30 protein-coding genes and 1 pseudogene are annotated in these 26,624 nt (G+C 69.6%); 22 read left to right on the forward strand and 9 right to left on the reverse strand.

All coding sequences use genetic code 11. The features are described from left to right. Window positions 1–34: 34 nt before the first annotated feature. Both ABZX79_RS19600 and ABZX79_RS19605 read left to right on the forward strand, forming a co-directional pair. Window positions 35–355 carry a hypothetical protein gene (locus ABZX79_RS19600; protein WP_355258762.1) on the forward strand — a complete coding sequence of 107 codons (321 nt, stop codon included), beginning with the start codon at window positions 35–37 and terminating at the stop codon, window positions 353–355. Window positions 356–430: 75 nt separating this feature from the next. Beyond that, a complete protein-coding gene (locus tag ABZX79_RS19605; RefSeq protein WP_355258765.1) occupies window positions 431–1,570 on the forward strand; it encodes an amidohydrolase family protein in 1,140 nt (379 codons plus the stop codon). Here the strand turns inward: ABZX79_RS19605 and ABZX79_RS19610 are convergent. From ABZX79_RS19610 to ABZX79_RS19620, 3 genes are read right to left on the reverse strand one after another with little or no spacing between them, the layout of a single operon-like run. Next, window positions 1,544–2,521, reverse strand: coding sequence for a COX15/CtaA family protein (locus tag ABZX79_RS19610; protein WP_355258768.1), 978 nt, complete (start codon window positions 2,519–2,521; stop codon window positions 1,544–1,546). The genes ABZX79_RS19605 and ABZX79_RS19610 overlap by 27 nt on opposite strands. A gap of 53 nt (window positions 2,522–2,574) precedes the next feature. Continuing rightward, window positions 2,575–3,342, reverse strand: a complete 768-nt coding sequence (locus ABZX79_RS19615) for an ABC transporter permease (RefSeq protein ID WP_355258771.1) — start codon at window positions 3,340–3,342, stop codon at window positions 2,575–2,577. Next, on the reverse strand, window positions 3,339–4,274 hold the full coding sequence (locus tag ABZX79_RS19620; protein WP_355258774.1) for an ABC transporter ATP-binding protein: 936 nt from the start codon (window positions 4,272–4,274) through the stop codon (window positions 3,339–3,341). Before ABZX79_RS19620 ends, ABZX79_RS19615 begins: the two co-directional genes overlap by 4 nt. Before the next feature lie 270 nt (window positions 4,275–4,544). Between ABZX79_RS19620 and ABZX79_RS19625 the strand changes: the two genes are divergently transcribed. Genes ABZX79_RS19625 through ABZX79_RS19660 form a run of 8 tightly spaced genes read left to right on the forward strand, consistent with a single transcriptional unit; the run spans window position 4,545 to window position 11,156 of the window. Further along, a complete protein-coding gene (locus ABZX79_RS19625) occupies window positions 4,545–5,309 on the forward strand; it encodes an ArsR family transcriptional regulator (RefSeq protein WP_355258777.1) in 765 nt (254 codons plus the stop codon). Beyond that, window positions 5,306–6,727, forward strand: coding sequence for a Fe-S cluster assembly protein SufB (gene sufB, locus ABZX79_RS19630; protein ID WP_214974637.1), 1,422 nt, complete (start codon window positions 5,306–5,308; stop codon window positions 6,725–6,727). The genes ABZX79_RS19625 and sufB overlap by 4 nt, the downstream gene beginning before the upstream one ends. Before the next feature lie 57 nt (window positions 6,728–6,784). Further along, window positions 6,785–7,963: a Fe-S cluster assembly protein SufD gene (gene sufD, locus ABZX79_RS19635; protein WP_355258780.1), complete on the forward strand. Its 1,179-nt coding sequence runs from the start codon at window positions 6,785–6,787 to the stop codon at window positions 7,961–7,963. Next, a complete protein-coding gene (locus tag ABZX79_RS19640; protein WP_355258782.1) occupies window positions 7,963–8,280 on the forward strand; it encodes a bifunctional 3-phenylpropionate/cinnamic acid dioxygenase ferredoxin subunit in 318 nt (105 codons plus the stop codon). Before sufD ends, ABZX79_RS19640 begins: the two co-directional genes overlap by 1 nt. Window positions 8,281–8,287: 7 nt before the next feature. Next, a complete protein-coding gene (sufC, locus tag ABZX79_RS19645; RefSeq protein ID WP_355258784.1) occupies window positions 8,288–9,052 on the forward strand; it encodes a Fe-S cluster assembly ATPase SufC in 765 nt (254 codons plus the stop codon). Next, window positions 9,049–10,305, forward strand: a complete 1,257-nt coding sequence (locus tag ABZX79_RS19650; protein WP_355258787.1) for a cysteine desulfurase — start codon at window positions 9,049–9,051, stop codon at window positions 10,303–10,305. The genes sufC and ABZX79_RS19650 overlap by 4 nt, the downstream gene beginning before the upstream one ends. A 12-nt stretch (window positions 10,306–10,317) precedes the next feature. Beyond that, window positions 10,318–10,782 carry a Fe-S cluster assembly sulfur transfer protein SufU gene (gene sufU / locus ABZX79_RS19655; RefSeq protein WP_214974643.1) on the forward strand — a complete coding sequence of 155 codons (465 nt, stop codon included), beginning with the start codon at window positions 10,318–10,320 and terminating at the stop codon, window positions 10,780–10,782. Next, complete coding sequence (locus ABZX79_RS19660) at window positions 10,779–11,156, forward strand: metal-sulfur cluster assembly factor (RefSeq protein WP_214974645.1); 378 nt, start codon at window positions 10,779–10,781, stop codon at window positions 11,154–11,156. The genes sufU and ABZX79_RS19660 overlap by 4 nt, the downstream gene beginning before the upstream one ends. Before the next feature lie 65 nt (window positions 11,157–11,221). Here ABZX79_RS19660 and ABZX79_RS19665 read toward each other — a convergent pair whose 3' ends face one another. After that, window positions 11,222–12,232, reverse strand: a complete 1,011-nt coding sequence (locus ABZX79_RS19665) for a hypothetical protein (RefSeq protein WP_355258791.1) — start codon at window positions 12,230–12,232, stop codon at window positions 11,222–11,224. Between the two features lie 226 nt (window positions 12,233–12,458). Between ABZX79_RS19665 and ABZX79_RS19670 the strand changes: the two genes are divergently transcribed. Next, window positions 12,459–12,785: a multidrug efflux SMR transporter gene (locus ABZX79_RS19670; protein ID WP_355258794.1), complete on the forward strand. Its 327-nt coding sequence runs from the start codon at window positions 12,459–12,461 to the stop codon at window positions 12,783–12,785. A 27-nt stretch (window positions 12,786–12,812) separates the two neighbouring features. Continuing rightward, a complete protein-coding gene (locus ABZX79_RS19675; protein ID WP_355258797.1) occupies window positions 12,813–13,349 on the forward strand; it encodes a TetR family transcriptional regulator in 537 nt (178 codons plus the stop codon). On the opposite strand, the gene ABZX79_RS19680 is transcribed toward ABZX79_RS19675, so the two are convergent. Continuing rightward, complete coding sequence (locus ABZX79_RS19680) at window positions 13,339–13,677, reverse strand: hypothetical protein (RefSeq protein WP_355258800.1); 339 nt, start codon at window positions 13,675–13,677, stop codon at window positions 13,339–13,341. The two genes, ABZX79_RS19675 and ABZX79_RS19680, sit on opposite strands and share 11 nt — an antisense overlap. Window positions 13,678–14,099: 422 nt before the next feature. Here ABZX79_RS19680 and dapD point away from each other — a divergent pair, with 422 nt between their 5' ends. After that, complete coding sequence (gene dapD / locus ABZX79_RS19685) at window positions 14,100–15,089, forward strand: 2,3,4,5-tetrahydropyridine-2,6-dicarboxylate N-succinyltransferase (RefSeq protein ID WP_355258803.1); 990 nt, start codon at window positions 14,100–14,102, stop codon at window positions 15,087–15,089. A gap of 114 nt (window positions 15,090–15,203) precedes the next feature. Here the strand turns inward: dapD and ABZX79_RS19690 are convergent, their stop codons facing one another. After that, on the reverse strand, window positions 15,204–16,298 hold the full coding sequence (locus ABZX79_RS19690) for a DUF1152 domain-containing protein (protein ID WP_355258806.1): 1,095 nt from the start codon (window positions 16,296–16,298) through the stop codon (window positions 15,204–15,206). Window positions 16,299–16,519: 221 nt separating this feature from the next. On the opposite strand from ABZX79_RS19690, the gene ABZX79_RS19695 reads away from it, so the two are divergent. From ABZX79_RS19695 to ABZX79_RS19715, 5 genes are all read left to right on the forward strand, one after another. Continuing rightward, window positions 16,520–17,116, forward strand: coding sequence for a YdcF family protein (locus ABZX79_RS19695; RefSeq protein ID WP_355258874.1), 597 nt, complete (start codon window positions 16,520–16,522; stop codon window positions 17,114–17,116). A gap of 50 nt (window positions 17,117–17,166) precedes the next feature. Next, a complete protein-coding gene (locus ABZX79_RS19700) occupies window positions 17,167–17,535 on the forward strand; it encodes a hypothetical protein (RefSeq protein ID WP_355258809.1) in 369 nt (122 codons plus the stop codon). A gap of 236 nt (window positions 17,536–17,771) precedes the next feature. Next, a complete protein-coding gene (locus ABZX79_RS19705; RefSeq protein WP_355258812.1) occupies window positions 17,772–18,140 on the forward strand; it encodes a hypothetical protein in 369 nt (122 codons plus the stop codon). Continuing rightward, complete coding sequence (locus tag ABZX79_RS19710) at window positions 18,130–18,639, forward strand: alpha-isopropylmalate synthase regulatory domain-containing protein (protein ID WP_355258815.1); 510 nt, start codon at window positions 18,130–18,132, stop codon at window positions 18,637–18,639. The genes ABZX79_RS19705 and ABZX79_RS19710 overlap by 11 nt, the downstream gene beginning before the upstream one ends. Before the next feature lie 73 nt (window positions 18,640–18,712). After that, window positions 18,713–18,937 carry a hypothetical protein gene (locus tag ABZX79_RS19715; RefSeq protein ID WP_355258818.1) on the forward strand — a complete coding sequence of 75 codons (225 nt, stop codon included), beginning with the start codon at window positions 18,713–18,715 and terminating at the stop codon, window positions 18,935–18,937. On the opposite strand, the gene dapA is transcribed toward ABZX79_RS19715, so the two are convergent. Continuing rightward, window positions 18,922–19,833, reverse strand: coding sequence for a 4-hydroxy-tetrahydrodipicolinate synthase (gene dapA, locus ABZX79_RS19720; RefSeq protein ID WP_355258821.1), 912 nt, complete (start codon window positions 19,831–19,833; stop codon window positions 18,922–18,924). The two genes, ABZX79_RS19715 and dapA, sit on opposite strands and share 16 nt — an antisense overlap. Window positions 19,834–19,963: 130 nt before the next feature. Here dapA and ABZX79_RS19725 point away from each other — a divergent pair, with 130 nt between their 5' ends. Both ABZX79_RS19725 and ABZX79_RS19730 read left to right on the forward strand, forming a co-directional pair. Further along, a complete protein-coding gene (locus tag ABZX79_RS19725) occupies window positions 19,964–20,707 on the forward strand; it encodes an SDR family oxidoreductase (protein ID WP_355258824.1) in 744 nt (247 codons plus the stop codon). An 83-nt stretch (window positions 20,708–20,790) separates the two neighbouring features. Next, complete coding sequence (locus ABZX79_RS19730) at window positions 20,791–21,369, forward strand: DUF4232 domain-containing protein (protein ID WP_355258876.1); 579 nt, start codon at window positions 20,791–20,793, stop codon at window positions 21,367–21,369. A 17-nt stretch (window positions 21,370–21,386) separates the two neighbouring features. Here the strand turns inward: ABZX79_RS19730 and ABZX79_RS19735 are convergent, their stop codons facing one another. Beyond that, a complete protein-coding gene (locus ABZX79_RS19735) occupies window positions 21,387–21,794 on the reverse strand; it encodes a GNAT family N-acetyltransferase (protein ID WP_355258827.1) in 408 nt (135 codons plus the stop codon). 178 nt (window positions 21,795–21,972) lie between these two features. Between ABZX79_RS19735 and ABZX79_RS19740 the strand changes: the two are divergent. After that, a pseudogene (locus ABZX79_RS19740) lies at window positions 21,973–22,515 on the forward strand (GNAT family protein); the annotation flags it as partial. Between the two features lie 397 nt (window positions 22,516–22,912). Here the strand turns inward: ABZX79_RS19740 and ABZX79_RS19745 are convergent. Further along, window positions 22,913–24,778: an endonuclease/exonuclease/phosphatase family protein gene (locus tag ABZX79_RS19745; RefSeq protein WP_355258830.1), complete on the reverse strand. Its 1,866-nt coding sequence runs from the start codon at window positions 24,776–24,778 to the stop codon at window positions 22,913–22,915. Window positions 24,779–24,994: 216 nt separating this feature from the next. On the opposite strand from ABZX79_RS19745, the gene ABZX79_RS19750 reads away from it, so the two are divergent. After that, a complete protein-coding gene (locus ABZX79_RS19750) occupies window positions 24,995–26,443 on the forward strand; it encodes a hypothetical protein (RefSeq protein ID WP_355258833.1) in 1,449 nt (482 codons plus the stop codon). Window positions 26,444–26,624: the final 181 nt, after the last annotated feature.

Raw genomic sequence — 26,624 nt, forward strand, 5'->3', positions numbered from 1 at the left:
GACCGCCGATCTACCGATGGGTAGCATCGTGCTTATGGCAGACACGAAGCAGGCAGAGCGCAAGGTGGCGAAGCTCGCCAAGCAGATAACCGCCTTCGCCAAGCAGCACGGCGGCGCCGAGGGACAGCTCGCCTACCTCGGACAGAGGGGTACGCGCATCGTGCTCGTCGGCGAGGACGGCGGCTGGGGCGACCTGGTGGCCCCCACGCACGCTGTCGCGCAGAGCGCCGCCGAGAAGGCCGGGATCACGCTCCACGAGTCCTTCGACGGCGACTTCGCGGCCAAGGTCCGCACCGGACCGTACGAGTGGAGCCGGATGGCCGGTATCCAGATCGGCGGCCCGTCCAACGCCTGACGGCACTTGAGCAACACCTGACGCGGGGGTCACCCGTTAGAGCCTGTGGAAGTACGTCCACCACAGGAGCCCCGGATGATCGAAACGCCTTCCCTGGTGGACCAGTACTGCCATGGAGTCCTCCGTACGGAGCTGGGTCTCGGCACCTTCGAGACCTACCTCGGCAGGACCCCCGCGCAACCCGCGCCCGGCACCACGTTCTTCGACACGCAGACGGGCTTCGCCGTACGCCGCTGGTGCCCGCCCCTCCTCGGCCTCGAACCGCACTGCCCGCCTGCCCGCTATCTCGCGCGCCGCAGGGAACTGGGCGTACTGGAGACCGGTCGGCGGCTGCTCAGGGGCAGCGGGATCTCCACCTATCTGGTGGACACCGGACTGCCGGGCGACCTCACCGGGCCGGGTGAGATCGCGGCGGCCGGAGCGGCCCAGGCCCGGGAGATCGTACGGCTGGAACTGCTCGCCGAGCAGGTCGCCGACACCTCCGGCACCGTCGACAGCTTCCTCGCCAACCTCGCCGAGGCCGTGCACAGCGCGGCCGGATCCGCCGTGGCCTTCACCTCCGTGGCAGGCGTACGGCAAGGACTCGCCCTCGCGCCGCATCCGCCGGGCCCCGGCGAGGTGCGCGGGGCAGTGGGGCGCTGGCTGGGAGGGCGCCGGGCCGGCGGCAAGCTCACCGATCCGGTGGTGCTGCGCCATCTGCTGTGGATCGCCGTCGCCTCCGGGCTGCCCCTGCAACTCCAGGCCGGGACGGCGGGCCCCGGGCTGCGCATCGACCGTACGGACCCGATGCTGCTCACCGACTTCGCCGCCGCGACGGCCGGACTCGGCACGGATCTGGTGCTGCTGCACGGCTATCCGTACCACCGTCACGCCGCACATCTGGCGAGCGTCTTCCCGCATGTGTACGCCGACCTGGGCCCCGCACTGGCGCACACGGGGGCGCGGGCGGCGGCCGTACTCGCGGAGATCCTGGAGCTCGCGCCCTTCGGCAAGCTGCTCTTCTCCAGCGGCGCGCGCGGCCTGCCGGAACTGCATGTGGTGGGCGCGCGGCTGTTCCGCGAGGCGCTGAACAGGGTGCTCGGCGGCTGGGTCGGCGACGGCGCGTGGTCGCGGGTGGACGCCGAGCGGGTCGCCGGGATGATCGCGGCGGGCAATGCCCGCCGCGTCTACGGACTGACCGACGGGCTGTCAGACGGTGGCGGACACCGCTGCTGAGCCCGGCTGGGCGGGAAGCGAAGCCGGGGCCTCGAGCGGGCGCTCGCGCAGGCTGAGCGCCAGGCGCAACACCGCGATCCACATCAGGGACGAGCCGAGCATGTGGATGCCGACCAGGATCTCGGGGACCCCGGTGAAGAACTGGACGTAACCGATGCCGCCCTGCGCGAGCAGGACGATCAGCAGGTCGCGGGCGCGCGCCCGGGTGTCGTCCGGGGCGTCCACCACGCGCAGGACGAACCACATGGCGATGGCCAGCGCGCAGACGACCCAGGCGGCCGCCGCGTGCACGTGGGCGGCGTCGATCCAGTCCCACGGCATGCGCGGTACGTCGCTGCTGTCACCGGCGTGCTTTCCCGAGCCGGTCACCGCCGTGCCCAGGGCGATCAGCAGCCCGGAGGTGATGACGACCGCCCAGGACAGCTTGCGGACGGGGCGCGGGACGCGCGGCCGGGGGGCGGTGTCGCCCTCGCGGGTGCGCTGCCAGGTGATCACGGCGACCGTGAGCAGGGCGTTGGCGAGGAGGAAGTGACCGGCGACGGTCCAGGGGTTCAGGCCCGCCCAGACCGTGATGCCGCCGAGGACGGCGTTGCCCATCACGATCCAGAACTGCGCCCAGCCGAGGCGGGTGAGACCGCGCCGCCACGGCTTCGTGGACCGCGCCGCGATGATCGCCCAGCCGACCGCGGCCGACAGGACGTACGTCAGCATGCGGTTGCCGAACTCGATCGCGCCGTGGATGCCCTGTTCGGGCGTCGCGAAGAGGCTGTCGTCGGTGCACTTGGGCCAGGTGTCGCAGCCGAGGCCGGAGCTGGTCAGCCGTACCGCGCCGCCCGTGACGATGATGAAGACGCTCATCACGACGGCGGAGAGCGCGGCGCGCTGGAGCGTACGGGGGGTGGGCGTCCAGCGCCGCGCGATGAGGGCGAGGGGGGTCAACACGGGAACCATCGTAGGACGGGGCTTGTGCAGGAATTCACGAGGGGGGCGGAAGGGGGCGTTTCTCACTCCCAGCGGAAGAAACGGGCCGCCGCGCCCAGCCCCAGAACCGCCCACACCGCCAGGATCCCGAGATTGCTCCAGGGGATGGCCGCGCCGTGCTGGAGCACGTCGCGCAGGCCGTCCGACAGGGCCGAGATCGGCAGCAGTCCGAGGGCCGACTGGACCGCCTCGGGGAACTTGTCGAGCGGCACGATCACGCCACCGCCCACCAGCAGCAGCAGGAAGACCAGGTTGGCGGCCGCCAGCGTCGCCTCGGCCTTGAGCGTGCCGGCCATCAGCAGGCCGAGACCGGAGAAGGCCGCCGTACCGAGGACGAGGAGCAGGAACACGGCGAAGGGGTTGCCGTGCGGGGACCAGCCGAGGCCGAAGGCGATCACCGTGAGAAGGACTACCTGCAGTACCTCGGTGACGAGCACCGACAGCGTCTTCGCTGTCATCAGCGCCCAGCGGGGCAGCGGAGAGGTGCCCAGCAGCTTCAGCACGCCGTACCGGCGCTCGAAGCCGGTCGCGATGGCCTGACCGGTGAAAGCCGTGGACATGACGGCCAGCGCCAGGATGCCGGGGGCCAGGAAGTCGACCGACTTGCCGGCACCCGTATCGATGATGTCCACCGCCGAGAACAACACCAGCAGCAGCGCCGGGATGATCACCGTCAGCAGCAGCTGCTCGCCGTTGCGCAGCAGCATCTTCGTTTCGAAGGCCGTCTGCGCCGCGATCATCCGGGGGAGCGGGGCGGCTCCGGGCCGGGGTGTGTAAGTACCGATGCTCATGAACGGAGGTCCTTACCGGTCAGCTCGAGAAAGACGTCCTCCAGGGAGTGCCGCTCGACAGAAATGCCGTCCGGCATCACGCCGTGCTGCGCGCACCAGGAGGTGACGGTGGCCAGCAGCTGAGGGTCGACCTTGCCGGTGATCCGGTACGTCCCCGGCGTCAGCTCGGCCGCCAGAGTGTCCATGGGCAGCGCCTTGAGCAGCGACGCGACGTCGAGCCCGGGGCGCCCGGTGAAGCGCAACGTGTTCTCGGCGCCGCCGCGGCACAGCTCTTCCGGGCTGCCCTGGGCGATGACCCGGCCCCCGTCGATGATGGCGACGTCGTCGGCGAGCTGTTCGGCCTCGTCCATGAAGTGGGTGGTGAGGACGACCGTGACGCCGTCCTTTCGGAGCTCGCCGACGAGTTCCCAGGTGGAACGGCGGGCCTGCGGGTCGAGGCCGGCGGTCGGTTCGTCCAGGAAGACCAGCTCGGGGCGGCCGACGACGGCCATCGCCAGCGCGAGCCGCTGCTGCTGGCCGCCCGACAGGCGCCGGTACGTCGTACGGCCGCAGCTGTCGAGGCCCAGGCGTTCTATGAGCGCGTCGACGTCCAGGGGGTTCGCGTGCAGTTTCGCCACGTGGCGCAGCATCTCGTCGGCCCTGGCCCCCGAGTACACGCCGCCGGACTGGAGCATCACCCCGATCCGGGGGCGCAGCTCGGCCGCGTCGGCGACCGGGTCGAGGCCGAGGACGCGTACGGTCCCGGCGTCCGGCCTGCGGTAGCCCTCGCAGGTCTCGATGGTCGTGGTCTTTCCGGCACCGTTGGGACCGAGGACGGCGGTGACCGCGCCCGGACGGACCTCCAGGTCGAGGCCGTCGACCGCGGTTTTGTCTCCGTACCGCTTGACCAGTCCTGAGACCTGGACGGCGACCTGGACGGTCTCGCTTCTCATGCCAGGAAGTCTAGAGAGGGCGCCGGTGCCGGTGGGCCGGGGGCTCCCGTCAACGACGGAAACCCCCTGGTCAAGGACCGTCAACTCGGTCGGAGTGACCGAAAGATCCGTTCCGTTCCCGCGCCGTCCGTCGTCGGCGGGCGCGCGCCTCTTCCCTTCGTTTTGATCATTTCCGCAGGTCAAGTTAGGTGTGCCTAAGTGATGCAGCCCACCGGAGCTTGATCAGGACGTGGGTTGTCACGCTCTGAGGAATTACGCAACAATGGCGTTGTGAAATACGGTGTGAGTTCGACTGAGCCTCCCCAGGAGGAGCTCGCGACCGGTGAGCGCTCGACGCGCAACCGGATCGCGCGGTCAGTCCTGGACCACGGCCCGTCCACCGCCGCCGATCTCGCGAAACGCCTCGGTCTGACCCAGGCCGCCGTCCGCCGCCACCTCGACTCGCTCGTCGCCGAGAACGTCGTCGAGCCCCGCGAGCAGCGCGTGTACGGCGCCAGGACCCGGGGCAGGCCGGCCAAGGTCTTCGCGCTCACCGACTGCGGCAGGGACGCCTTCGACCAGTCCTACGACAAGCTCGCGGCCGACGCCCTGCACTGGATCTCTCAGGCGGCCGGCGGCGGCGAGAAGGGCGAGGCGGCAGTCGCCGCGTTTGCCCGCGCCCGGTTCGCCGCCCAGGCTGGGGCGTACCGGGAAGTGGTGGAGGCGGCCGCCCCCGAGGAGCGGACCGAGGCGCTTGCCAGGGCCTTGTCGGCCGACGGGTACGCTGCTACGGCGCGTAACGCACCGGTCGGAGAGCAGCTCTGCCAGCACCACTGCCCGGTCGCCCATGTCGCCGAGCAGTATCCGCAGCTGTGCGAGGCGGAGACCGAGCTCTTCTCCGAACTGCTCGGGACGCATGTGCAGCGTCTGGCCACCATCGCCCACGGCGACGGGGTGTGCACGACGTTCATTCCGCGCAGCAGCAGCACAGCACAGAGCACACAAACCGCAAATTCAGCATCTTCTGCAAGTACGGCCGGGAGGAACCCCGCATGACTCTCCCCACGGAGACTGCCCACCCCGAACTCGAGGGCCTGGGTACGTACGAATTCGGCTGGGCCGACTCCGACACGGCAGGCGCCACGGCCAAGCGCGGCCTCTCCGAGGAAGTCGTCCGCGACATCTCGGCGAAGAAGAACGAGCCTGAGTGGATGCTGAAGCTGCGGCTGAAGGGCCTCAAGCTGTTCGGCAAGAAGCCCATGCCGAGCTGGGGCGCCGACCTGTCGGGCATCGACTTCGACAACATCAAGTACTTCGTGCGCTCGACGGAGAAGCAGGCGGAGTCCTGGGAGGACCTGCCCGAGGACATCAAGAACACGTACGACAAGCTCGGCATCCCCGAGGCGGAGAAGCAGCGCCTCGTCGCCGGTGTCGCGGCCCAGTACGAGTCCGAGGTCGTCTACCACCAGATCCGTGAGGACCTGGAGGAGCAGGGCGTCATCTTCCTCGACACGGACACCGCGCTGAAGACGCACCCGGAGCTCTTCCAGGAGTACTTCGGCACGGTCATCCCGGTCGGTGACAACAAGTTCGCGTCGCTGAACTCGGCCGTGTGGTCCGGTGGCTCGTTCATCTACGTGCCGAAGGGTGTGCACGTCGACATCCCGCTCCAGGCCTACTTCCGTATCAACACGGAGAACATGGGCCAGTTCGAGCGGACGCTGATCATCGTCGACGAGGACGCCTACGTTCACTACGTCGAGGGCTGCACCGCCCCGATCTACTCCTCCGACTCGCTGCACAGCGCCGTCGTCGAGATCATCGTGAAGAAGGGCGGCCGCTGCCGCTACACGACCATCCAGAACTGGTCGAACAACGTCTACAACCTGGTCACCAAGCGCGCCGTGGCGTACGAGGGCGCGACCATGGAGTGGGTCGACGGCAACATCGGCTCCAAGGTGACGATGAAGTACCCGGCCGTCTACCTGATGGGCGAGCACGCCAAGGGCGAGACCCTGTCGATCGCCTTCGCGGGCGAGGGCCAGCACCAGGACGCCGGCTCCAAGATGGTCCACATGGCGCCGAACACCTCCTCCAACATCGTCTCCAAGTCGGTGGCGCGAGGCGGCGGCCGGACCTCCTACCGCGGTCTCGTCGAGATCGGCGAGGGCGCCGCGGGCTCGAAGTCCAACGTGCTCTGTGACGCGCTGCTCGTCGACACGATCTCCCGCTCGGACACGTACCCGTACGTCGACGTGCGCGAGGACGACGTGTCCATGGGCCACGAGGCGACCGTCTCCAAGGTCTCCGACGACCAGCTCTTCTACCTGATGAGCCGCGGCATGACCGAGTTCGAGGCCATGGCGATGATCGTCCGCGGCTTCGTCGAGCCGATCGCCAAGGAGCTGCCGATGGAGTACGCCCTGGAGCTCAACCGGCTGATCGAGCTGCAGATGGAGGGTTCGGTCGGTTAGCACCGGACCCTCGCAGCGACAGATTCCTTGACCCAGAGAGAGAGCACTACGACAGCCATGGCTGAGGCTCAGAACATTCCGGTGGGCTCCACGACCGCCGGGTCCATCGCGGTGGCCGCCGAGTCCACCGTCGCCACGCGCATGAGCGCCCCGCCGTCCTTCGACGTAGCGGACTTCCCGGTTCCGCACGGCCGCGAGGAGGAGTGGCGCTTCACGCCGCTGGAGCGCCTGCGCGGGCTGCACGACGGCACCGCCGAGGCCGGCGGCGTACTCACCGTCGAGGTGACGGCCCCCGAGGGCGTCACCGTCGAGACGGTGGACCGCTCCGACGCGCGGCTCGGCAAGGCCGGCACCCCGGTGGACCGCGTGGCCGCTCAGGCGTACACCTCCTTCGAGAAGGCCTCGGTCGTCTCGGTGCCCAAGGAAGCCGTACTGACCGAGCCGATCCGGATCGCCGTGCACGGCGAGGGTGGCACCGCCTACGGCCACCAGGTCGTCGAGCTGGGCGCCTTCGCCGAGGCTGTCGTCGTCATCGACCACACCGGTGACGCCGTGCTCGCCGCCAACGTCGACTTCGTCGTCGGCGACGGCGCGAAGCTGACCGTCGTGTCCGTCCAGGACTGGGACGACACGGCCGTGCACGTCTCGCAGCACAACGCGCGGATCGGCCGCGACGCCTCCTTCAAGTCGGTCGTGGTGACCTTCGGCGGTGACCTGGTACGCCTCAGCCCCCAGGTGCAGTACGCCGGCACCGGCGGCGAGGCCGAGCTCTTCGGCCTGTACTTCACCGACGCGGGCCAGCACCAGGAGCACCGCCTTCTGGTCGACCACAACACTCCGCACTGCAAGTCGAACGTCGCCTACAAGGGCGCGCTCCAGGGCGACGGCGCGCACGCCGTGTGGATCGGCGACGTGCTGATCCAGGCCGCCGCCGAGGGCACGGACACGTACGAGCTGAACCGCAACCTCGTCCTCACGGACGGTGCGCGCGTCGACTCCGTGCCGAACCTGGAGATCGAGACCGGCGAGATCGTCGGCGCCGGCCACGCCTCGGCGACCGGCCGCTTCGACGACGAGCAGCTCTTCTACCTCATGTCGCGCGGCATCCCGGCCGGTGAGGCCCGCCGCCTCGTCGTCCGCGGCTTCTTCGCCGAGCTCGTCCAGCAGATCGGTCTGCCCGACGTCGAGGAACGCCTCCTCGCCAAGATCGACGCGGAGCTGGAGGCGTCCGTCTGATGGCCTTCGTCAAAGCCTGTGCGCTGAGTGAGCTGGAGGACGACACCCCGAAACGGGTGGAGCTCGACGGCACCCCGGTGTCCGTCGTCCGTACCGAGGGCGAGGTGTACGCGATCAACGACATCTGCTCGCACGCGAACGTCTCCCTCTCGGAGGGCGAGGTGGAGGACTGCATGATCGAGTGCTGGCTGCACGGCTCGAGCTTCGACCTCCGCACCGGCAAGCCCTCCGGCCTTCCCGCGACGCGCCCCGTCCCCGTATACCCCGTAAAGATCCAAGGGGACGATGTGCTCGTCTCCGTCACCCAGGAGTCTTGAGACACCCATGGCAACGCTTGAAATCCGCGACCTGCACGTCTCCGTCGAGGCCGACAACGCCACGAAGGAGATCCTCAAGGGCGTCGACCTGACCGTGAAGCAGGGCGAGACCCACGCCATCATGGGCCCCAACGGCTCCGGCAAGTCCACCCTCGCGTACTCGATCGCGGGTCACCCCAAGTACACGATCACCAGCGGCACCGTCACGCTCGACGGCGAGGACGTGCTGGAGATGACCGTCGACGAGCGTGCCCGCGCCGGCATGTTCCTCGCCATGCAGTACCCGGTCGAGGTCCCCGGCGTCTCGGTCTCCAACTTCCTGCGTACGTCGGCGACGGCGATCCGCGGCGAGGCCCCCAAGCTGCGTACTTGGGTGAAGGAGGTCAAGACGGCCATGGAGACCCTCCAGATGGACCCGGCCTTCGCCGAGCGCAACGTCAACGAGGGCTTCTCCGGCGGTGAGAAGAAGCGCCACGAGATCCTTCAGCTGGAACTCCTCAAGCCGAAGATCGCGATCCTCGACGAGACCGACTCCGGCCTCGACGTCGACGCCCTTCGCCAGGTCTCCGAGGGCGTCAACCGCGTCCACGCGACCGGCGAGGTCGGCACGCTGCTGATCACGCACTACACGCGCATCCTGCGCTACATCAAGCCGGACTTCGTCCACGTCTTCGCCAACGGCAGGATCGCGGCGTCCGGCGGCCCGGAGCTCGCCGACGAGCTCGAGGCCGAGGGCTACGAGAAGTACACGAAGGGTGGCGTAACCGCGTGACACAGCTGCCGGGCCTTCTCGACACCGAGGCGATCCGCAAGGACTTCCCCATCCTGGATCGTGTGGTCCACGACGGGAAGAAGATCGTTTACCTGGACAACGCGGCGACTTCGCAAAAGCCGCGCCAGGTCCTCGACGCGCTGAACGCGTACTACGAGCAGAGCAACGCCAACGTCCACCGCGGCGTCCACGTGCTCGCCGAGGAGGCCACGGCGCTGTACGAGGGCGCCCGCGACAAGGTCGCCGCCTTCATCAACGCGCCGAGCCGCGACGAGGTCATCTTCACGAAGAACGCCTCCGAGTCGCTCAACCTCGTGGCGAACATGCTGGGCTGGGCCGACGAGCCCTACCGCGTGGACGCCGAGACCGAGATCGTCATCACGGAGATGGAGCACCACTCCAACATCGTGCCGTGGCAGCTGCTCTCGCAGCGCACCGGCGCGAAGCTGAAGTGGTTCGGCATCACCGACGACGGCCGCCTCGACCTGTCCAACATCGACGAGATCATCACCGAGAAGACGAAGATCGTCTCCTTCACGCTGGTCTCGAACATCATGGGTACGATCAACCCGGTCGACGCGATCATCCGCCGGGCGCAGGAGGTCGGCGCGCTCGTGTGCATCGACGCCTCGCAGGCGGCGCCGCACATGGTGCTCGACGTACAGGCGCTGCAGGCCGACTTCGTGGCCTTCACCGGACACAAGATGGTCGGCCCGACCGGCATCGGTGTGCTCTGGGGCCGCCAGGAGCTGCTGGAGGACCTTCCGCCGTTCCTCGGCGGCGGCGAGATGATCGAGACCGTGTCGATGAGCTCGTCGACGTACGCTCCGGCTCCGCACAAGTTCGAGGCGGGTACGCCCCCGATCGCCCAGGCCGTCGGCCTCGGCGCGGCCGTGGACTACCTCACCGCGATCGGCATGGACAAGATCGCCGCGCACGAGCACGCGATCACCGAGTACGCGGTCAAGCGGCTCAGCGAGGTCGAGGGTCTGCGGATCATCGGCCCGACGACGGCCGAGGACCGCGGGGCGACGATCTCCTTCGTGCTGGGCGACATCCACCCGCACGACGTGGGCCAGGTTCTCGACGAGCTCGGCATCGCGGTCCGGGTCGGACACCACTGCGCGCGGCCCGTCTGCCTGCGGTACGGAATTCCTGCGACCACGCGAGCGTCGTTCTATCTGTACTCCACGCCGGCCGAGGTCGACGCCCTGGTCGACGGCCTGGAGCACGTCCGGAACTTCTTCGGTTAAGGGCTGGGGATCGTGAAGCTTGATTCGATGTACCAGGAAGTCATCCTGGATCACTACAAGCACCCGCACGGGCGGGGCTTGCGGGACGGCGACGCCGAGGTGCACCACGTCAACCCGACGTGCGGCGACGAGATCACGCTGCGCGTGAAGTACGACGGTGCGACCATCGCCGACGTCTCGTACGAGGGCCAGGGCTGCTCCATCAGCCAGGCCAGCGCCTCCGTGCTGAATGATCTGCTGGTCGGCAAGGAGCTGGCCGAGGCACAGAAGATCCAGGCGACCTTCCTGGAGCTGATGCAGTCCAAGGGCCAGATCGAGCCGGACGACGCGATGGAGGAGGTACTGGAGGACGCGGTCGCGTTCGCCGGTGTCTCGAAGTATCCGGCGCGGGTGAAATGTGCTCTGCTGAGCTGGATGGCATGGAAGGACGCGACGGCCCAGGCACTGGGCGAGAGCGCCGAGAGGAAGACCGCATGAGCGAGAACGCGACACCCACCGCTGCGACATCCACCGAGGGCGAGACCGAGGTCGTGACGACCAAGCCGGCCACCGAGGAGGAGGTTCGCGAGGCGCTGTACGACGTGGTCGACCCCGAGCTGGGCATCGACGTCGTCAACCTCGGCCTGATCTACGGCGTCCACATCGACGACTCCAACATCGCCACGCTCGACATGACGCTGACGTCCGCGGCCTGCCCGCTGACCGACGTCATCGAGGACCAGGCGAAGTCGGCGACCGAGGGCATCGTCAACGAGCTGAAGATCAACTGGGTCTGGATGCCGCCGTGGGGTCCGGACAAGATCACGGACGACGGCCGCGAGCAGCTTCGCGCGCTCGGCTTCAACGTCTGAGATCAGTAGACGGCAGTGGAGAGGCCCCCGGCATCGCGCCGGGGGCCTCTTCGCTGTGCCGGTGGCTATCGGGCTGCCGCCGCCTCGGCGAGGGCCGGGCCCAGGTTCTCCCTGCGGATGCGCTGGTCGACGTACAGCAGGCTGTTCACCAGCTGCGGCAGGACGGCGGCGATGATCTGGGTGATGACGCTGCCGACGAGGATGAACGCCATGTAGGAGCCCATCGCGGCGAGAGTTTCCGTGGCACTGGGATCCGGTCCCATGCTCGACATACCGGGCAAGCTGGTCATCATGCCGATGATCGTGAGCGGGAACTGGATGATGTACCCCGCGACTGTGGCGATGAGGTAACCCAGCAGGCTGATGCCGAAGATCCGCCACCAGGAGCCCTTCACCAGCAGGGCCGAGCGCCGCAGCGCGGCGACGGGGCCCTGGGACTCGAAGACGACGGCGGCCGGGGCCAGGCTGAACAGCACCCACAGCCAGGCGGCCACCGGCATGATCGCGAGCATCAGCAAGAAGCCCAGCACGGCCCACCCCGGGCTCGCGTCGGACGACACAACCGTCACGATCAAAAAGACGTAACTGGCCATGAAGATGGCCATCACGAGCACCGCGGCGAGCCAGGGCAGCAGCATCGTGCCGATCACGGCGGGGACCCGGGGCCAGGCACGGCGCCACACCGCGCCGAAGGTCGTACGGCGGCCGAGGACCGCGTCCTGGAGTACCGCGGGGCAGGCGGCGTGGATGGTCGCTGTGGCGACGATCATGGCCAGCAGTGCCACGAGTGAGACGACGCCGAAGGAGATGCCCAGCGACCACGCGTCACCGGAGTCGAAGTGGTCGTCGTACGAGCCGGAGTCGAACGCCCTGTCCAGGATGTCGCGCGTGGCGGCGTATCCGACCGCCAGGGCCGCGCCCAGCACCACGAACGCACCGCCGTACGCCAGCACGGCTATGCCGAACAACTGCTTCCAGTGCCGGCCCATCGTCGAGAAGGTGCCGCCGAGGATGTCCCCCACGCTCAGCGGGGCGAGCGGTATCACGCCCGGCTTGGGCGGCTGGGGAGGCGGCATCCATCCGCCGCCGCCCCAGCCGGGCGGTGGGGGTGGCGGGGGTCCTGCGTGCGGTCCGCCGGCGTGGGGGCCGTTCCATCCCGAATCGTGCGCCACATTCACTCCGTTACGTTTTCAGGCCCTGACCGGGCGGTACACCGTATCCGGTGGCTGTCGCCCGCCGGAACGGAGTTTGGGCGCGCGGGGATACGTACGGCTGTACACAGTGATGTGTACACTCGTACGCATGCCCTCGCCCTACGTACTGCTGACCGCGGCCATCGCGGCGGAGGTGGCCGGGACCACGGCCATGAAGTACAGCGACGGATTCACCAAGTTGTGGCCCTCGCTGGGCACGGCCGTCGGCTATCTGCTCGCTTTCACGTTGCTCGCGCAGACCCTCAAATCCATGTCCGTCGGCACCGCCTACGCGATCTGGGCGGGCGTCGGCACGGCGGCCGTCGCCGCCATCGGCATGTTCTTCCTGGGGGAGTCGGCGAACGCCGTCAAGCTGGCGGGGATCGGCCTGGTCATCGTCGGCGTCGTCCTGCTCAACCTGGGCGGCGCGCACTGATGGGCTGTTACTGATGGACCGCTACTGATGGCTCGCCGTTACGACCCCGAGCGCCGCCAGCGGATCATCGACGCCGCGATACGGATCGTCGGACGCAAAGGCATCGCGGGGCTGAGCCACCGGTCCGCCGCGGCCGAGGCCGATGTGCCGCTCGGCTCGACGACGTACCACTTCAAGACCCTCGACGAGCTCATGGTCGCCGCGCTGCGGCAGGCCAGCGAAGGCTTCGCGAAGGCGGTGAGCGCGCGCGGCGCCTTGGAGGATCCGCGCTCCGATCTCGCCGAAGAACTCGCCCAGTTGCTGGGGGAGTGGATGGCCGGGGACCGTACCGGAGTGGAGCTGGAGTACGAGCTCTACCTGGCCGCGCTGCGCCGGCCGGCCCTGCGTCCCGTCGCCGCCGAGTGGTGCGCGGGCCTGGCCGAGCAGCTGGCGCGGCGCACCGATCCGGTCACGGCGCGGGCGCTGGTCGCGCTGATGGACGGGATCTGCCTTCAGGTGCTGCTGACGGGGGCGGAGTACGACGCGGCGTACGCGCGGGAGATGCTGGGGCGCGTCATCGGCTGAGCCGGTGGCGGATCGTACGGTCCCGCTCGACCACCAGCGTCAGCCGCTTCAGCCGGCTGACGCCGCGGACATCGTCTACCGGCAGGTGTTCTCGACCGTCCCGGTCTTCCTTGGTGACCACGGGATGGACACCCCGAGCGTACGGCTGGCTGATCGCGATCAACGGAGCGATGATCCTCTGCCTGGAACTCCCGGCGACCTTGGTCCTGCGCAGGCGCGCGCCCCTGACGATCATCGGCGTCGGCCTGGTCCTGGTCGGCCTGGGATACGGAGTGCTGTCGCTGGGAGCCTCCGTGGCCGTGGCCGTGGCGATGATGCTGCTGCTCACGGCGGGCGAAATCCTTTACAAGACCCCGGCCACGGCCTATGTCGCCGATCACCGATCAGGCGCCCGACCACGCGCAGGGCCGCTTTCAGAGCCTGTACGCCGGAGTCTCGGTCAGCGGCGTCATCCTCGCCCCGCCGCTGGGAGGCGCCCTGTACGAGACGGCGCCGGGCATGCTCTGGCCGCTGAGCGCGGTGCTGGCGGTGGTGGCGGGGGGGCGCGGTGATCGCGGCGGGGCGGCTGGGCCGGGCGGCGGCGCGGGATGCGACGGCCGACGGGCCGGTAACCGCGGCTCCGCCCCGGACCCCGGTCCTCAAGCACCGGGCAGGCTGAATTTCCGGTCCGGGGGCTGGTCAGGGGCCGCCCGGCGCCCGGCATCCGGGACCGGTTCGCCTCTGTGTGCCACTCCCGGTTAGCGTTCAGGCATGACCGATACGACTGCTACTCGCACCACCGGCGCCGTCGCCGCCGGCCTCGCCACCATCGCCGCGGACGGCACCGTCCTCGACACCTGGTTCCCCGCCCCTGAGCTCGTCGACGAGCCCGGCCCCGCCGGTACCGAGCGCCTCACCGCCAAGCGCGCCCTCGAGCTGCTCGGCGCCTCCGCGCCGAAGGCCATCGGCCGGGACGTCCGCCGCGGCGTCGAGGTCGTCGCCGTCCGTACGGTCATCGCCTCGCTCGACGACAAGCCGCTGGACGCCCACGACGCGTACCTGCGCCTCCACCTCCTCTCGCACCGCCTGGTCCAGCCGCACGGCCAGAACCTGGACGGCGTCTTCGGCCTCCTCGCGAACGTCGCCTGGACCTCGCTCGGCCCGGTCGCCGTCGACCAGCTGGAGACGGTGCGGCTGAACGCCCGCGCCGAGGGCCTGCACCTCCAGGTGACCTCGGTGGACAAGTTCCCGCGCATGACGGATTACGTCGCCCCGTCGGGCGTCCGTATCGCCGACGCCGACCGCGTCCGCCTCGGCGCGCACCTCGCCGCCGGCACCACCGTCATGCACGAGGGCTTCGTCAACTTCAACGCCGGCACGCTCGGCACCTCCATGGTCGAGGGCCGCATCTCCGCGGGTGTCGTCATCGGCGACGGTTCCGACATCGGCGGCGGCGCGTCCACCATGGGCACCCTCTCCGGCGGCGGCAACGTACGCATCACCATCGGCGAGCGCTGCCTGGTCGGCGCCGAGGCCGGCGTCGGCATCGCGCTCGGCGACGAGTGCGTGGTCGAGGCGGGCCTGTACGTGACGGCGGGCACCCGCGTCACGATGCCCGACGGCCAGATCGTCAAGGCCCGCGAGCTGTCCGGCGCCAGCAACATCCTCTTCCGCCGCAACTCGGTGACCGGCACCGTCGAGGCCCGCCCGAACAACGCGGTCTGGGGCGGCCTGAACGAGATCCTCCACACCCATAACTAACTGATCAAGCTCCCACTGAGCGCCCTCCTACGGTCCCCAAACCGCCCGGGAGGGCGCTCAACTTGTTACAGCGCCGGGCAAGGCCGGCCAGGGCGGAGAGAGAGAAAGTTCTACTCAAGCTTTGGCTGGGATGTGCCACAGGGGCGCTTGGTATTGCTCCGGGCGGCTGCTGAGCAGAAGGGCCCTGAGGTCTTGGCGTTGAGTGCTGTTGAGGCCAAGAGCTTCGGTGATCCTGCGGAACGTCGTGTGCGTGATGCCTCGGTCGTGGGCCTCGGCCTCGAAGCGGTCGAGTTGACGGAGCGTGGTCTCCGGGGAGAGCTCCTGTTCGGGCTGGGAGGCGAGCCGGGTGGCCTTGGCGCGCTCGTAGTCGATCTCTGAGTATCCGCAGATCTCGCGGCTTTGCTGCTCGGCCTCTGCGAGGCTTTCGGTGGCGAGGATGGCTCGGGCGAGCTGGTTGCGGTTGAGCGCGTCGTCCAGGTCGGCTTCGTGGATCGTGGGGCCTTCGTCGGTGAGCGGGACCGGCAGGCCGGCGTCCCTGACTTCACACAGGCCGCGGACGCCTCGGGCTGTGGCCGCGAGCATCGCTGTTGCGTCGGAGGGGTGCCATTCCAGGACCTGGCTGACCGGCTCGATGTGCTCGGCAGTGAGCGTGAGGGCGAGCGGGCCCAGCCGGTCGCGCAGGTCCTCCGCGGGTAGTTCGCCGTCCAGGCCGGGGCCTGCGATCAGGAGTCGTACGGGGGTGTTGACCTGGCAGCAGGCTGCGAGGGTCAGGGCATCACCCAGTGGACTGCGAAGAGTTGGCTCGTCGCCCCGGGCGAGGATGTCGCCCCCGACGTCCAGGAGGTCGATGGATTCAAGGGCCAGGTGCTCGGTGAGTTCTTCGAGCTGGCGGGTGATGCCCTCGGCGCCGTGGTGCGGGTCGATGAGGGCGAAAGTGTGGGGCAGCTCGGCAGCCAGCCTGGGAAGAGTGGACCGTGCCGGAGCTACCGGCCTCGCGTCGGCCGGCACGACCTGGACGCTTCTGGTGATCGGGCGGAGCCCAGTGAAGTTGGCCGGCCCCCGTGGACCCGGCACTGGGTCGATCAAGAGACGGTCCCACGCGTACGTGAGGATCATCGCCGGGCTCTGTCCGCCGTACAGGGCGGCGTCGAGCATTGCGGCGGCGACAGCGTCGCCCCCTCCACCTGCTGCCACGATCAAGCGCGTCACCCGGCTCAGCGTACGGGTGGAGTGGGGCGCATCGGCCACTCGCTGCGCGTGGACGCGTAAGCCCACCGCCAATACCGGATTCCGCTGACCGGGATCTGAGCTCCGGCACTGTTTACTGGCCGTGTCCGGCCGTCAGTCCTGGCGACGGTGAACAAGGGGTGACGCGGGTGATCAGTGATGACCAGTTCAGGAAAGCGAAGCTGATCTGGGACTACCACCACATGGGGCACCGGCTGCGGAGGGTCGATGTCGCGATCGGTCTGGGCAGCAGCGACCTGGGGGTGGCCTCCTTCTCCGCCGAGCTGTATCGCGCCGGGCTGTTTCCCACGCTTGTGTTCACCGGTGGCAACCGCCGCGTCAGCGCAGCCGTTTTCCCGCGCGGGGAGGCCGTGCACTTCCGCGAGCGCGCGGTTGAGCTCGGGGTTCCTGACTCGGCGATTCTGCTGGAGCCGGAGGCGGCGAACACCGGCCAGAACATCGCCTTCTCCCGGCAGATCCTGGCCGACGCCGGGATTACGCCCTCCACGGTGTTGCTGGTCTCCAGGCCGGGCATGGAGCGGCGCTCCTTTGCCACCGCCCGCAAGGTGTGGACGCAGGTGGAGGTTCTCTGCGCTTCGGAGCCGTTGAGTTTTGACGGCTTCCTCAAGAGCGTCGGTGACGAGAAGCTTGCCCTCGACATGCTCGTCGGCGGCCTCCAGCGGGTGATCGAGTATCCGAAGCTCGGGTTCGCCATCGAGCAGGACGTCCCGGACGACGTGCGCGGGGCGTACGAAGCCCTCGTCGCCGCCGGCTTCACCAGCCGCCTCCTCAGTGGCTAGGTATGATCCCGGCACGGTCGGCATTGTGGCCGGCGGAGGCGGGGGGACGGATGGCCTTTCTGGATCAGATGCCGGCGCTGATCGGTGTGGTGGTGGGCTCTGTCGGCTCGTACACGGCGGCGGCTCTCATGGAGCGGAATCGATGGCGTCGCGGTCGGGCGGAGCGCTGGGACGAGAAGCGCTTCGAGATTTATACGGGCTACGCCAACGCCCTCAAGACTCAAATACGCATCGCACAACGCCTCGGAGCCGCACGCGGCTTCCACACCGTGCTCGATCCGATCGATGTCGATGAAGGCATGCGGTTGCTCGCGGACGCCGAGTCGAAGCGGTCGGCGGAGTGGGAATCCGTACTGCTGATCGGTGATGCCGACACGGTGAAAGCCGCGCGCGTGGCACGAATCGGTGTGGATTTATGAGCTGTACGCCCGAGGGCAGCGGACTGACTCTGAAGGCTGGGCCCAGGCCGAGAGCCAGGTGAGCCGGGCGCGTGATGAGTTCTATGCGTGTGCACGACGCGACCTGAGCGTTCCGGGCCCGCCGCCTCCCTCCGGCAATTGGCCACGGCAGCGGCAGGACGGGGCCTCCTAGCGGCGAGCCGCCTCGTCTCCCTGGCGCTTCAGTTGGGCCAGGGTTTCCTTCACCGCCGCCGACCGTGCCCACCGGCCAGTGGCCGCCGGTGCACGGCCCTGTTCTCGACCGCGCCCCCGCCTGGAACAGGCAGCGCTCCTCCGCCATGCCCCACCACCGCTACCGCCCCGCCCACGAGCGTGTCGGCGTACCGCTGAAGGACGCCGACCGCACGTGGCCGTCGCGGCGGATCGAGCAGGCGCCGCTGTGGGTGCCGATCGATCTGCGCGACGGCAACCAGGCGCTCGCCGAGCCGATGGACACCCCGCGCAAGCGCCGCATGTTCGACCTCCTCGTCGCCTATCGACCCCGCCGACGTCGGACGCAGCTACGAGGCGCTCATCCGCGTCAACAGCCAGTCCGGCAAGGGCGGCATCGCCCACTTGCTGCATGAGCACTACGGCCTTGATCTGCCGCAGGGACTGCGTCCCGGCTTCTCGCGCGTCGTACAGGCGGCCACGGACGACAGTGGTCGCGAGGCCACGCCCGAGGATCTGTGGGAGCTGTTCCGTACGGAGTACCTCGCGCCCGGGCATGTGGGGCCGGTGACGCTCTCCTCCTGGTCGACTGCGGAACTCGCGGCCGGTCAGCATGAGTTCACGTGCGAGCTGCGCAAGGACGGCGGGCCCGCGCGCCGTCACCGAGGCACCGGCAACGGGCCCCTCGCCGCCTTCGCCGACGCGCTCGCCGGCGCCGGGATCGTCGTGGACATCCTCGGCTACACCGGCCACGCCACCACCGCGGGCCCCGGCAGTCCGGCCATGGCGTACGCCGAGTGCCGTGTCGACGGGGTCTGCCGCTGGGGGGCGGGGCAGGACACGTCCGTACTGAACGCTTCCGTGTATGCCGTACTGGCGGCCGTAAACCGCACTCTCACGGAGGACCTTGCGTGACCTCTGGGCCGTTCGGGTGGATAAGCAGGTCGACACATCGGACGAAGAATCAGACGCACGGCGAGGGAACCGCATGACGACACACCACGCGCGAGCACTTGCCCGATGGATCACCGGATGCGGAGCGGTTCTCATGGCGGTGGGGCTGCCGACCGGGGCGGCGCACGCCGACGAGACGCACAACAACTCGCACAACGCGCCGCGCGTGATGCTGTTCTCCGTGGGCCAGATCGACGACCCGATGGAGGATGTCCTGGAGCACGCCACCATCCTCGGCAAGACCTACATGTCGGGCTGAACCGGCCTCCGGTTCAGATCTTCGTACGCCTTGAGCAGCCCGTCGACCGTCGCCCGGTCGGCGGGCCGCAGCGGTTCCCTCACCGGTCCCGCCGGCAGGCCGAGCGCGCCGAGCAGGCCCTTCGTGGTGACGGTGCCGGGCAGGCCCGACGCCATCGTGAGGGTGATGAGCGGCAGGGCGGCCCGGTGGGCCCGGGCGGCCCCGGCCGTGTCTCCGGCGTCGTACGCGTCGAGGACCGCCCGCATCGCGCGGGGCGCGGAGTTGGCGACCGTACTGACATAGCCCGCGCCGCCCAGCGAGTAGAGCGGAAGGTTGAGTTCCTCGCTGCCCGAGTAGTACGCGAGAGCGGTTTGGGAGATGACCGTGGCGCTGCCCAGCAGGTCGTACGCGCAGTCCTTCACCGCGGTGATGCGCGGATGCCCGGCGAGGCGCAGCATGGTCTCGACCTCGATGCGGGTGCCGGTGCGACCGGGAATGTCGTACAGCATCAGCGGGACGCCGACCGCGTCCGCGACCCGCCGGAAGTGCGCCTCCACGGCGTCCTGCGGAGGGCGGCTGTAGTAGGGCGTGACGACCAACAGGCCGTCTGCGCCTGCCTGTTCCGCTGCCTGTGCGAGCTCGACCGTGTGGCGCGTGTCCGCGCTGCCGACGCCCGCGAGGACCGTCGCCCGATCGCCGACCGCCTCGGACACGGCCCGTACGAGCGCGCTCTTCTCGGCGTCGGTGGTGGTCGGGGACTCGCCGGTGGTGCCGTTCAGCACAAGGCCCTCGCAGCCGCCTTCGGAGACCAGGTGGCCGGCGAGCGCCTGGGCGCCGTCCAGGTCCAGCGCGCCGGCGGAGGTGAAGGGCGTGATCATTGCGCACAGGGCGCGCCCGAAAGGGCCTGATGCGGTCATACGGGGAAGTCTCGGCCGCCGGACGCTGAAGGTCCACTTAGATTTGCTGGGTGTGAACGGCAAGCAGTGCTGAACAGTCTGGCATGATCGCTGGGGCGCGGCAGGCCGTATCAAGGGGAGGTACTGCTCGATGAGCGAAGAGCGTGTGGCACTGGTGACGGGTTCGTCGTCGGGGATCGGCGCGGCCGTCGCCCGCCGGCTCGCCGCTGCGGGAGTCCGGGTGATCGTCAACTCCGCCCACTCGGTCGAGGCGGGCCAGGCGCTGGCCGGTGAACTGCCCGGCGCCCGTTACGTCCAGGCCGATGTGGCGGTGGAGGAGGACGCGAAGCGGCTCGTGGCGGAGGCGGTCGCGGCGTACGGACGCCTCGACATCCTGGTCAACAGCGCGGGTACGACCCGTTTCATCCCGCACCACGATCTCGAAGCCGCGAGCCCTGAGGTCTGGCGGGACATCTTCGACGTCAACGTCATCGGCGTCTGGCAGACGATCACGGCCGCCGCCCCGCACCTGCGGGCCGCACCGGGCGGCGCGGGCTGCGTGGTCAACGTGTCCTCGCAGGCGGGCGTACGGCCGGGCGGCAGCTCCATCCCGTACGCCGTCAGCAAGGCGGCCGTGAACCACCTGACGAAGCTGCTCGCCAAGACCCTGGGGCCGCGGGTGCGGGTCAACGCCGTTGCCCCCGGCATGATCGACACCCCGTGGTTCGACGGGATCGAGGGCGCGGACAAGGCGATGGCCGAGGTGGCGGGGGCGGTGCCGCTGGGCCGGGTCGGCAAGCCGGAGGACATCGCGGAGGCGGTGTACGACCTCACGCGCGCCGCGTACATCACCGGCGAAGTGCTGCTCGTCGACGGTGGCGGGCACTTGTTGTGACACCGAGGTGGGGGAGTGGGAGCGTGGGCATACGCCGAAGTGGTGTGGCAGTGGCTGCGGCAGTTGCCTGGGCGGTCGCGGGGGTGATCGCGCTGTCTGGGTGCGATTTCCTCGTACCGGAGGGTGAGGGGGAACCGGGGCCCACGCCGAAGCCGGATTCGACACGCAGCGCCAGTGCTGCCCCTGCTCCTGCCCCTGCCCCGCCGGCCTCCGGGTCTCCTGCTGAGGCGCAGGGGCCGGCCGGCTGCTCGTCCGGGCAGCCCGAAGTGTCCATGGGCGAGGTGCAGGCGGCCCTCGGCCACCGCGCCGTCGGACTCACCCTGACCAACTGCGGCAAGGATCCCTACCAGGTCTTCGGCTACCCGAGCGTTCAGGCACGGGGAACCGACGGCAAGGTACTTGATGTCTGGGTGAAGCGCGGTTCCTCGTACATGGGCACTGACAAGGGCCCCACTTCGGTGATCCTCGCCCCCGGCGAGAGCGTGCGGTCTCTTATTTCCTGGACGAGCAACCCCGAGACCGGACGACTGCAGCAGGCGTCCGCCCTTGAGATCGCCCCGGCCGCCGGCGAGAAGGCGCGGACGTTTCCGCTGGAGGGCAGCGATGTGCGCACGGTGGACGAACTCACCCTGACCGCCTGGCAGGCGGCAGCCACCGGCTGACTGACCTTTCCCCCGCCTCAGAGGGCGAGCTTGAAGCCGTCGTGGCTGCGCTCGAATCCGAGCGACGCGTAGAAGCGGTGTGCCTCGGTACGCCGTTTGTTGCTCGTCAGCTGGACCAGCGCGCAGCCACGCTCGCGGGCGCGCTCGACTGCCCGCTTGATCAGCTCGCGCCCCAGCCCGGCGCCGCGCCGGTCCGCCCTGACCCGTACCGCCTCGATGAGGGCCCGCTCGGCTCCGTGCTTGCCGAGACCCGGGATGTACGTCGCCTGGAGGCAGCCCAGCACGGTCGTGCCGGTCTCGTCGGCCAGCGCCAGCGCCAGCACCAGCACCAGCACCAGCACCAGCACCAGCATTTCATTGCGGCTGTCGCTGTCGATCGCCGCGAAGGCCCGCTCGTACGCCGCGTCGACGACGAGGAAGATCACGACCAGGATTCTGACACGGCCTGCCGCTACGGCTACCGCTGCCGCTACCGCGAGCCCGGAGCCCGAGCGCCGCGGCCGCCGCGTCCTGCGCCTGCGGGGCGGGCGGTGGCGGCTGGGCAGTGGTCATCGGGCGAGCCTAGGCTGCCCTCCCGAGGAAACCGCACACCGAAGGAGCAGGATGTTCGCGATATCGCTGGGTGACGACGGCGCTGAGCTGCGCCCCCTGGAGCCGTGGAACGCCGAGGAGTTCCTGGCCCACATGGACCGCGGCCGCGAGCACATCGGCCGCTTCGTCGAACTCCCGGACCACGTCACCGACCTGGCGTCCGCCACCTCGTTCCTGCAGCGATACGCCGACAAGGCCGCCGCCGACTCCGGGCGCCTCTACGGCATCTGGGCCGACGGCACCCTCGTCGGTGGCGTCATGTTCCGTATCTTCGACACCGCGACCGGCAACTGCGAGGTCGGCTGCTGGCTGGAGGAGACGGTGGTCGGGCGCGGCCTGATCACCCGTGCGATCCGGGTCCTCGTCGACTGGGCGGTCGAGGAGCGCGGCATGTACCGGGTGGAGTGGATCGCGGGCTCCGACAACACCGCCAGCCTCAAGGTCGCCAAGCGTCTCGGCATGGTCCGCGAAGGGGTGCTGCGCGAGAGCTACCTCTACCGGGGCGTACGCCATGACGAGGAGATCTGGGCGGTCCTGGCCCCGGAGTGGCGCAAGCAGCGGGAGCGGGAGGCCCTGGTCGCGCCGGCCCCCGACAACCGGCGCCACCCACAGGTGCGTCGGACGGATGGACCAGGAGATGCCGCCATGTCTGTGCAGGACAACTCCCGTGTGGACCTGGCCCGTTCAGGGGTCGGTGTCGTCAAAGGCTGGGGAGATCCGGTGGCCTGACGAGGGGCTTCTCTCGTGCAGTGTCTACGTCGGCGAGGACGGCAAGACCCTGCCGCATTACACGCAGCCCGGCTGCGACCTCGAGTTCGACGGGCCCGACGCCGCCCGGCAGCGGGACTGGATGCACTCCTACCCGGGCGTGACAGGCGGCGGGGGGAAGCGGTACACGCCCGCGCTGAGCTTCAGCTCGTCCAGCTTGTTCAGCGCGGGCGTGTAGCGGCCGCTACGGGCGGAAGCGCAGGACCTGCGGGTCGTGGTCGCTGTTCTGCTCGGCGAACTCCGCGTTGATGTGCACGCTGTCGTAACTGAAGTCGTCGATCGACGGGCTGGTCAGGATCTGGTCCAGGACCTGGCTGTTGCCCTGGTAGACGTACGAGTAACGCTCCGAACGGGGCAGGGACTTGACGGCAGCGTACAGCGCGCCGTCCGCCGTCAGCGCCTTCGTCGTCGCCGAGAACTCGAAGTCGTTGATGTCACCCAGGACCAGCACGTCCGCGTTGCGCTGCGCCTTGAGGATGTCCTTGACGAAGGCGTTGACCGCCTGCGCCTGCTCCAGCCGCTTGACCTCCGACTTGCGTACCGGCGGCTGGTGGTGCGACGGCAGGCCCTCGTCGCCGCCCTTCGAGCCGAAGTGGTTGGCGATCACGAAGACCGTACGGCCGCGGAAGGTGAACTCGCCGGCCAGCGGCTTGCGGCTGTTCTCCCAGGCCGCGTTCGCCGGGTCGATCCGGCCGGGGGACAAGGTCAGGGCCGCGTGGCCCTTCTCCCGTACGACACCGGTCGCGGTGGTGGCGTCGCCGGCGCCGCGGTCGGTGAAGGAGACCCGCTCGGGGTTGAAGAGGAAGACCTGGCGGATGTTGCCGCCGGGCTCGCCGCCGTCCTTGTTGTTGACGGGGTCGACCGTGCGCCAGGCGTACGACGGGCCGCCGGCCGCCGCGATCGCCGCTGTGAACTTCTTCAGCGTCTCCTCGGCGGAGACCGTGCCGTCGTTCTTCGCTCCGTTGTTGTCCTGGATCTCCTCCAGGGCGAGGATGTCGGGTGAGGCGAGGTTGTCCACGACTGCCGCCGCCAGCGCGTCGAACTTCGCCTGCGAGTCGCTCGGGTCCAGGTTCTCGACGTTGTACGTCGCCACCGCCAGCTCGCCGCGGCGCTGCGGCCGGGTCGACTCGCGCTCCAGGCCGCGGTCGATGACCGTGCCGAGGGTGCGGGCGGTCAGCGTGTAGCCGCCGAACTGGTTGAAGTCCAAGGGGCCTTCGGTCGCACCCGACAGCACATCCCCGACGTTCGCCTTGGGGAAGGGCTGCTGGGAGATCGGCGCGAGCTGCTGGATCTGGAGGCGGCCGGTGTTCTGCGAGGTGTACGAGCCGTAGACCGCACCGCCGCGCCGGTTGTCGTTCTCCTCCGGCTTCACCGTGACCCACAGCTCCGCGTACGGGTCGGTCGCGCCGACCACGCGCGACGAGCCGATGCGGATGTTGGTGCCCTCCAGCGACTCGTAGTAGTCGAGGGCGTACGCCGACGGGTCCAGCGGCAGCGCGTTGATGCTGCCGCCCGCCGCCGGGTCGCCTTCGGGGGCGTACGCGGAGGGAACGGACTTGGCCGAGACGGTGACCGGCGCGGGCAGTGCGTTGCCCGACGAGACCACGGTCACCGTGGGCTTGGCGATCTGGGTGAGCGACTGGTTGCCGGACGACGAACCGCCGGGGATGTACTCGCCCACCGTGCCCGACACCTTGACGGCGTCACCGACGGCGACGGTCGGCGCGGAGCTGGTGAAGACGAAGATGCCCTCGCTGGTGGCGGCGTCGGCGTCGGCCCGCGGGTCCTGGAACCAGAAGCCCTTCGAGCCGTACGTCCGCACGCCCGTGACGATGCCGGAGACGTCGGTGACCTGCTGACCGACGAGCGGGGATATTCGGGTCGTGCCCTGGATGTCGTGGATCCGGGTCTCCGCGGATGCGGACGCGGATGCGGAGGCGGATGCGGATGCGGCGGACGAGCTTGCCAGCAGTCCGCCGGCCAGTGCGGCGGCCACTACGGCCGCTACAGCGGCGGATCTTGGGAGGGAGGAGGAGGAACGGGCAGTCATCACGTGGCTCCGAGTGCGATGGATGAGGGGTAGAGCGTGGTGCGAAACGCGGCTCAAAACGTAGTTCTACGCGCGTCAATCTCTTGTGTGCGCCAGGGGGTTGTCAAGGGTTGCCGGATGTACGAATCCTGACGGGTACATGAACCCGGTGGCATGGGGTCAAATACGTCTACGCTGGGGGCCGCCCGACCCGCATGCGCCAAGGAGAACCCCCAGATGTCCGGTGACCGCCCGACCCTGCCGCCGGTGCGGCTCCACTCCGACGCCGAGCTGGCGCGGGAGGCGCTCACCTCGCCGCTGCTCGCACGCGCCGCGCGGCTCGCCCGGTGGGCGGGGCCCGCGACGCGGGTCGGAGCCGGCGGCGAACTCGTCGACGAGCAACTGCCCGAGGCCGCCGAGCACCTCGGTCTCGCCGCCGACGAGGACGGCGCGGCGGAGGCGAGCGAGGCCTGGCGTCTCGCTGTCGACGCGGGGCTTGTCGAGGTCACGGATCCCGCCGAGGAGGAAGAGGAAGCGTTCGGCACCGCCACGGCCGGCGAGAACCTGGCGCTGCTCACCTCCGGCAGCCCCCAGGACGTACTCGCCATCTGGCTCGACGCCTTCGACGCCGTCTTCGCCGACGCCACCGCGCCCGTCCTGGACGACCTCGCGGAGGCCATCGACGAGGAGGGGCAGATCGACTTCGAGGCGCTGGAGTGGGACCCGGAGGCGGAGGCCGAGTTCCTGGAGGGCGTGCTCGGCAATCTGTATCTGCTGACCGTCTCCGAGGGCGCGGCCGAAGGCCCGGTGCCGCTGCCCGCGCTCGCCGCCTCGATGATCGTGCCCGACGACATGGGTGAGCCCACCGACGACGTACTGGAACAGGTGTCGGACGCGATGATGCGGCTCGACGACCAGTTCAGGGTGCTGGAGCCGATCGGGCTTGTCGCCTACCAGCCGGTCGACGAGGCGCTGATGGCGGAGGAGGGCGCGGAGCCCGAGCCGCCCGTGGACGACGAGGACGTGACGCGGTACGGAATGGTGGGGTTGACCCCGCTCGGTCTGTACGGGGTCAGGGCCCGCATGCTCGAAGCGGGCGTCGACGCGCCCGCGGTCGGCGACCTCGCGGACAAGGGCGCGGAGGCGCTGCTCGACGGCATCGCGTACTTCCCCGAGTCGTCGGCCGGTGCCGAGACGCAGCTCTGGCTCGCCCGGCGCGAACCGGCCGCCGCCGCACGGGAGTTGCTCGCCGCCGCGCGGGGCACTGACCGGGGCGCGCCGCTGCGCAGGCTCCGCAGCCAGCAGGCGCTGTCCCTCGTCGGCCCGGAGGCGGAGGACGCGGTGCGCGAGGTGCTCGACGATGCGCAACTGGGCGGCCTGGCCCGGGTCTGGCTCGCCGAGCACGGCGCTTCGGACGTGCCGCCGCCGCCCGAGTCGATGATCTTCTGGCTGGCCATCGACACCATTGCCGCACAGCTCGACGCGGACGGCGAACCGGACGAGCTCCAGGGGCTGGTGGCGGGGTTGACCGGCCGGCACAGCGGCTTCTTCGACGCGGCGTGGCGGGTGGATCACCCGGCCACGGCGGATGTCCTGGAGGCGATGGGGCGGCTGCATCCGGACAAGAAGGCGGCGAAGGAAGCGCGGAAGGCGGCGTTCAAGGCGAGGTCGCGCAGGTCGGGTTGAGGGGATGGGTGGTGGTGCGGGTGCGGGTGGCCCTGCGGGGCTTTCCCCTACCCGCCCCTTCCCGCTGTGACACTTTGCGGCTCCGCCGCGTGTGGGGCTCCGCCCCAGACCCCGCTCCTCAAACGCCGGAGGGGCTGAAAGGTTGCCGCAAGCGGCAACATCCAGCCCGTCCGGCGTTTGA

This window comes from Streptomyces sp. NPDC002994 (assembly GCF_040611155.1).
Lineage (GTDB): Bacteria > Actinomycetota > Actinomycetes > Streptomycetales > Streptomycetaceae > Streptomyces.

Excerpts from the sequence above, each read along its gene's own strand:
- ABZX79_RS19600 (WP_355258762.1), top strand. The coding sequence starts at position 35 with ATGGCAGACACGAAGCAGGCAGAGCGCAAGGTGGCGAAGCTCGCCAAG.
- ABZX79_RS19605 (WP_355258765.1), top strand. The coding sequence starts at position 431 with ATGATCGAAACGCCTTCCCTGGTGGACCAGTACTGCCATGGAGTCCTC.
- ABZX79_RS19610 (WP_355258768.1), bottom strand. The coding sequence starts at position 2,521 with ATGGTTCCCGTGTTGACCCCCCTCGCCCTCATCGCGCGGCGCTGGACG.
- ABZX79_RS19615 (WP_355258771.1), bottom strand. The coding sequence starts at position 3,342 with ATGAGCATCGGTACTTACACACCCCGGCCCGGAGCCGCCCCGCTCCCC.
- ABZX79_RS19620 (WP_355258774.1), bottom strand. The coding sequence starts at position 4,274 with ATGAGAAGCGAGACCGTCCAGGTCGCCGTCCAGGTCTCAGGACTGGTC.
- sufB (WP_214974637.1), top strand. The coding sequence starts at position 5,306 with ATGACTCTCCCCACGGAGACTGCCCACCCCGAACTCGAGGGCCTGGGT.
- sufD (WP_355258780.1), top strand. The coding sequence starts at position 6,785 with ATGGCTGAGGCTCAGAACATTCCGGTGGGCTCCACGACCGCCGGGTCC.
- ABZX79_RS19640 (WP_355258782.1), top strand. The coding sequence starts at position 7,963 with ATGGCCTTCGTCAAAGCCTGTGCGCTGAGTGAGCTGGAGGACGACACC.
- sufC (WP_355258784.1), top strand. The coding sequence starts at position 8,288 with ATGGCAACGCTTGAAATCCGCGACCTGCACGTCTCCGTCGAGGCCGAC.
- ABZX79_RS19660 (WP_214974645.1), top strand. The coding sequence starts at position 10,779 with ATGAGCGAGAACGCGACACCCACCGCTGCGACATCCACCGAGGGCGAG.
- ABZX79_RS19665 (WP_355258791.1), bottom strand. The coding sequence starts at position 12,232 with ATGCCGCCTCCCCAGCCGCCCAAGCCGGGCGTGATACCGCTCGCCCCG.
- ABZX79_RS19670 (WP_355258794.1), top strand. The coding sequence starts at position 12,459 with ATGCCCTCGCCCTACGTACTGCTGACCGCGGCCATCGCGGCGGAGGTG.
- ABZX79_RS19675 (WP_355258797.1), top strand. The coding sequence starts at position 12,813 with ATGGCTCGCCGTTACGACCCCGAGCGCCGCCAGCGGATCATCGACGCC.
- dapD (WP_355258803.1), top strand. The coding sequence starts at position 14,100 with ATGACCGATACGACTGCTACTCGCACCACCGGCGCCGTCGCCGCCGGC.
- ABZX79_RS19695 (WP_355258874.1), top strand. The coding sequence starts at position 16,520 with ATGGGGCACCGGCTGCGGAGGGTCGATGTCGCGATCGGTCTGGGCAGC.
- ABZX79_RS19700 (WP_355258809.1), top strand. The coding sequence starts at position 17,167 with ATGGCCTTTCTGGATCAGATGCCGGCGCTGATCGGTGTGGTGGTGGGC.
- ABZX79_RS19715 (WP_355258818.1), top strand. The coding sequence starts at position 18,713 with ATGACGACACACCACGCGCGAGCACTTGCCCGATGGATCACCGGATGC.
- dapA (WP_355258821.1), bottom strand. The coding sequence starts at position 19,833 with ATGACCGCATCAGGCCCTTTCGGGCGCGCCCTGTGCGCAATGATCACG.
- ABZX79_RS19725 (WP_355258824.1), top strand. The coding sequence starts at position 19,964 with ATGAGCGAAGAGCGTGTGGCACTGGTGACGGGTTCGTCGTCGGGGATC.
- ABZX79_RS19745 (WP_355258830.1), bottom strand. The coding sequence starts at position 24,778 with ATGACTGCCCGTTCCTCCTCCTCCCTCCCAAGATCCGCCGCTGTAGCG.
- ABZX79_RS19750 (WP_355258833.1), top strand. The coding sequence starts at position 24,995 with ATGTCCGGTGACCGCCCGACCCTGCCGCCGGTGCGGCTCCACTCCGAC.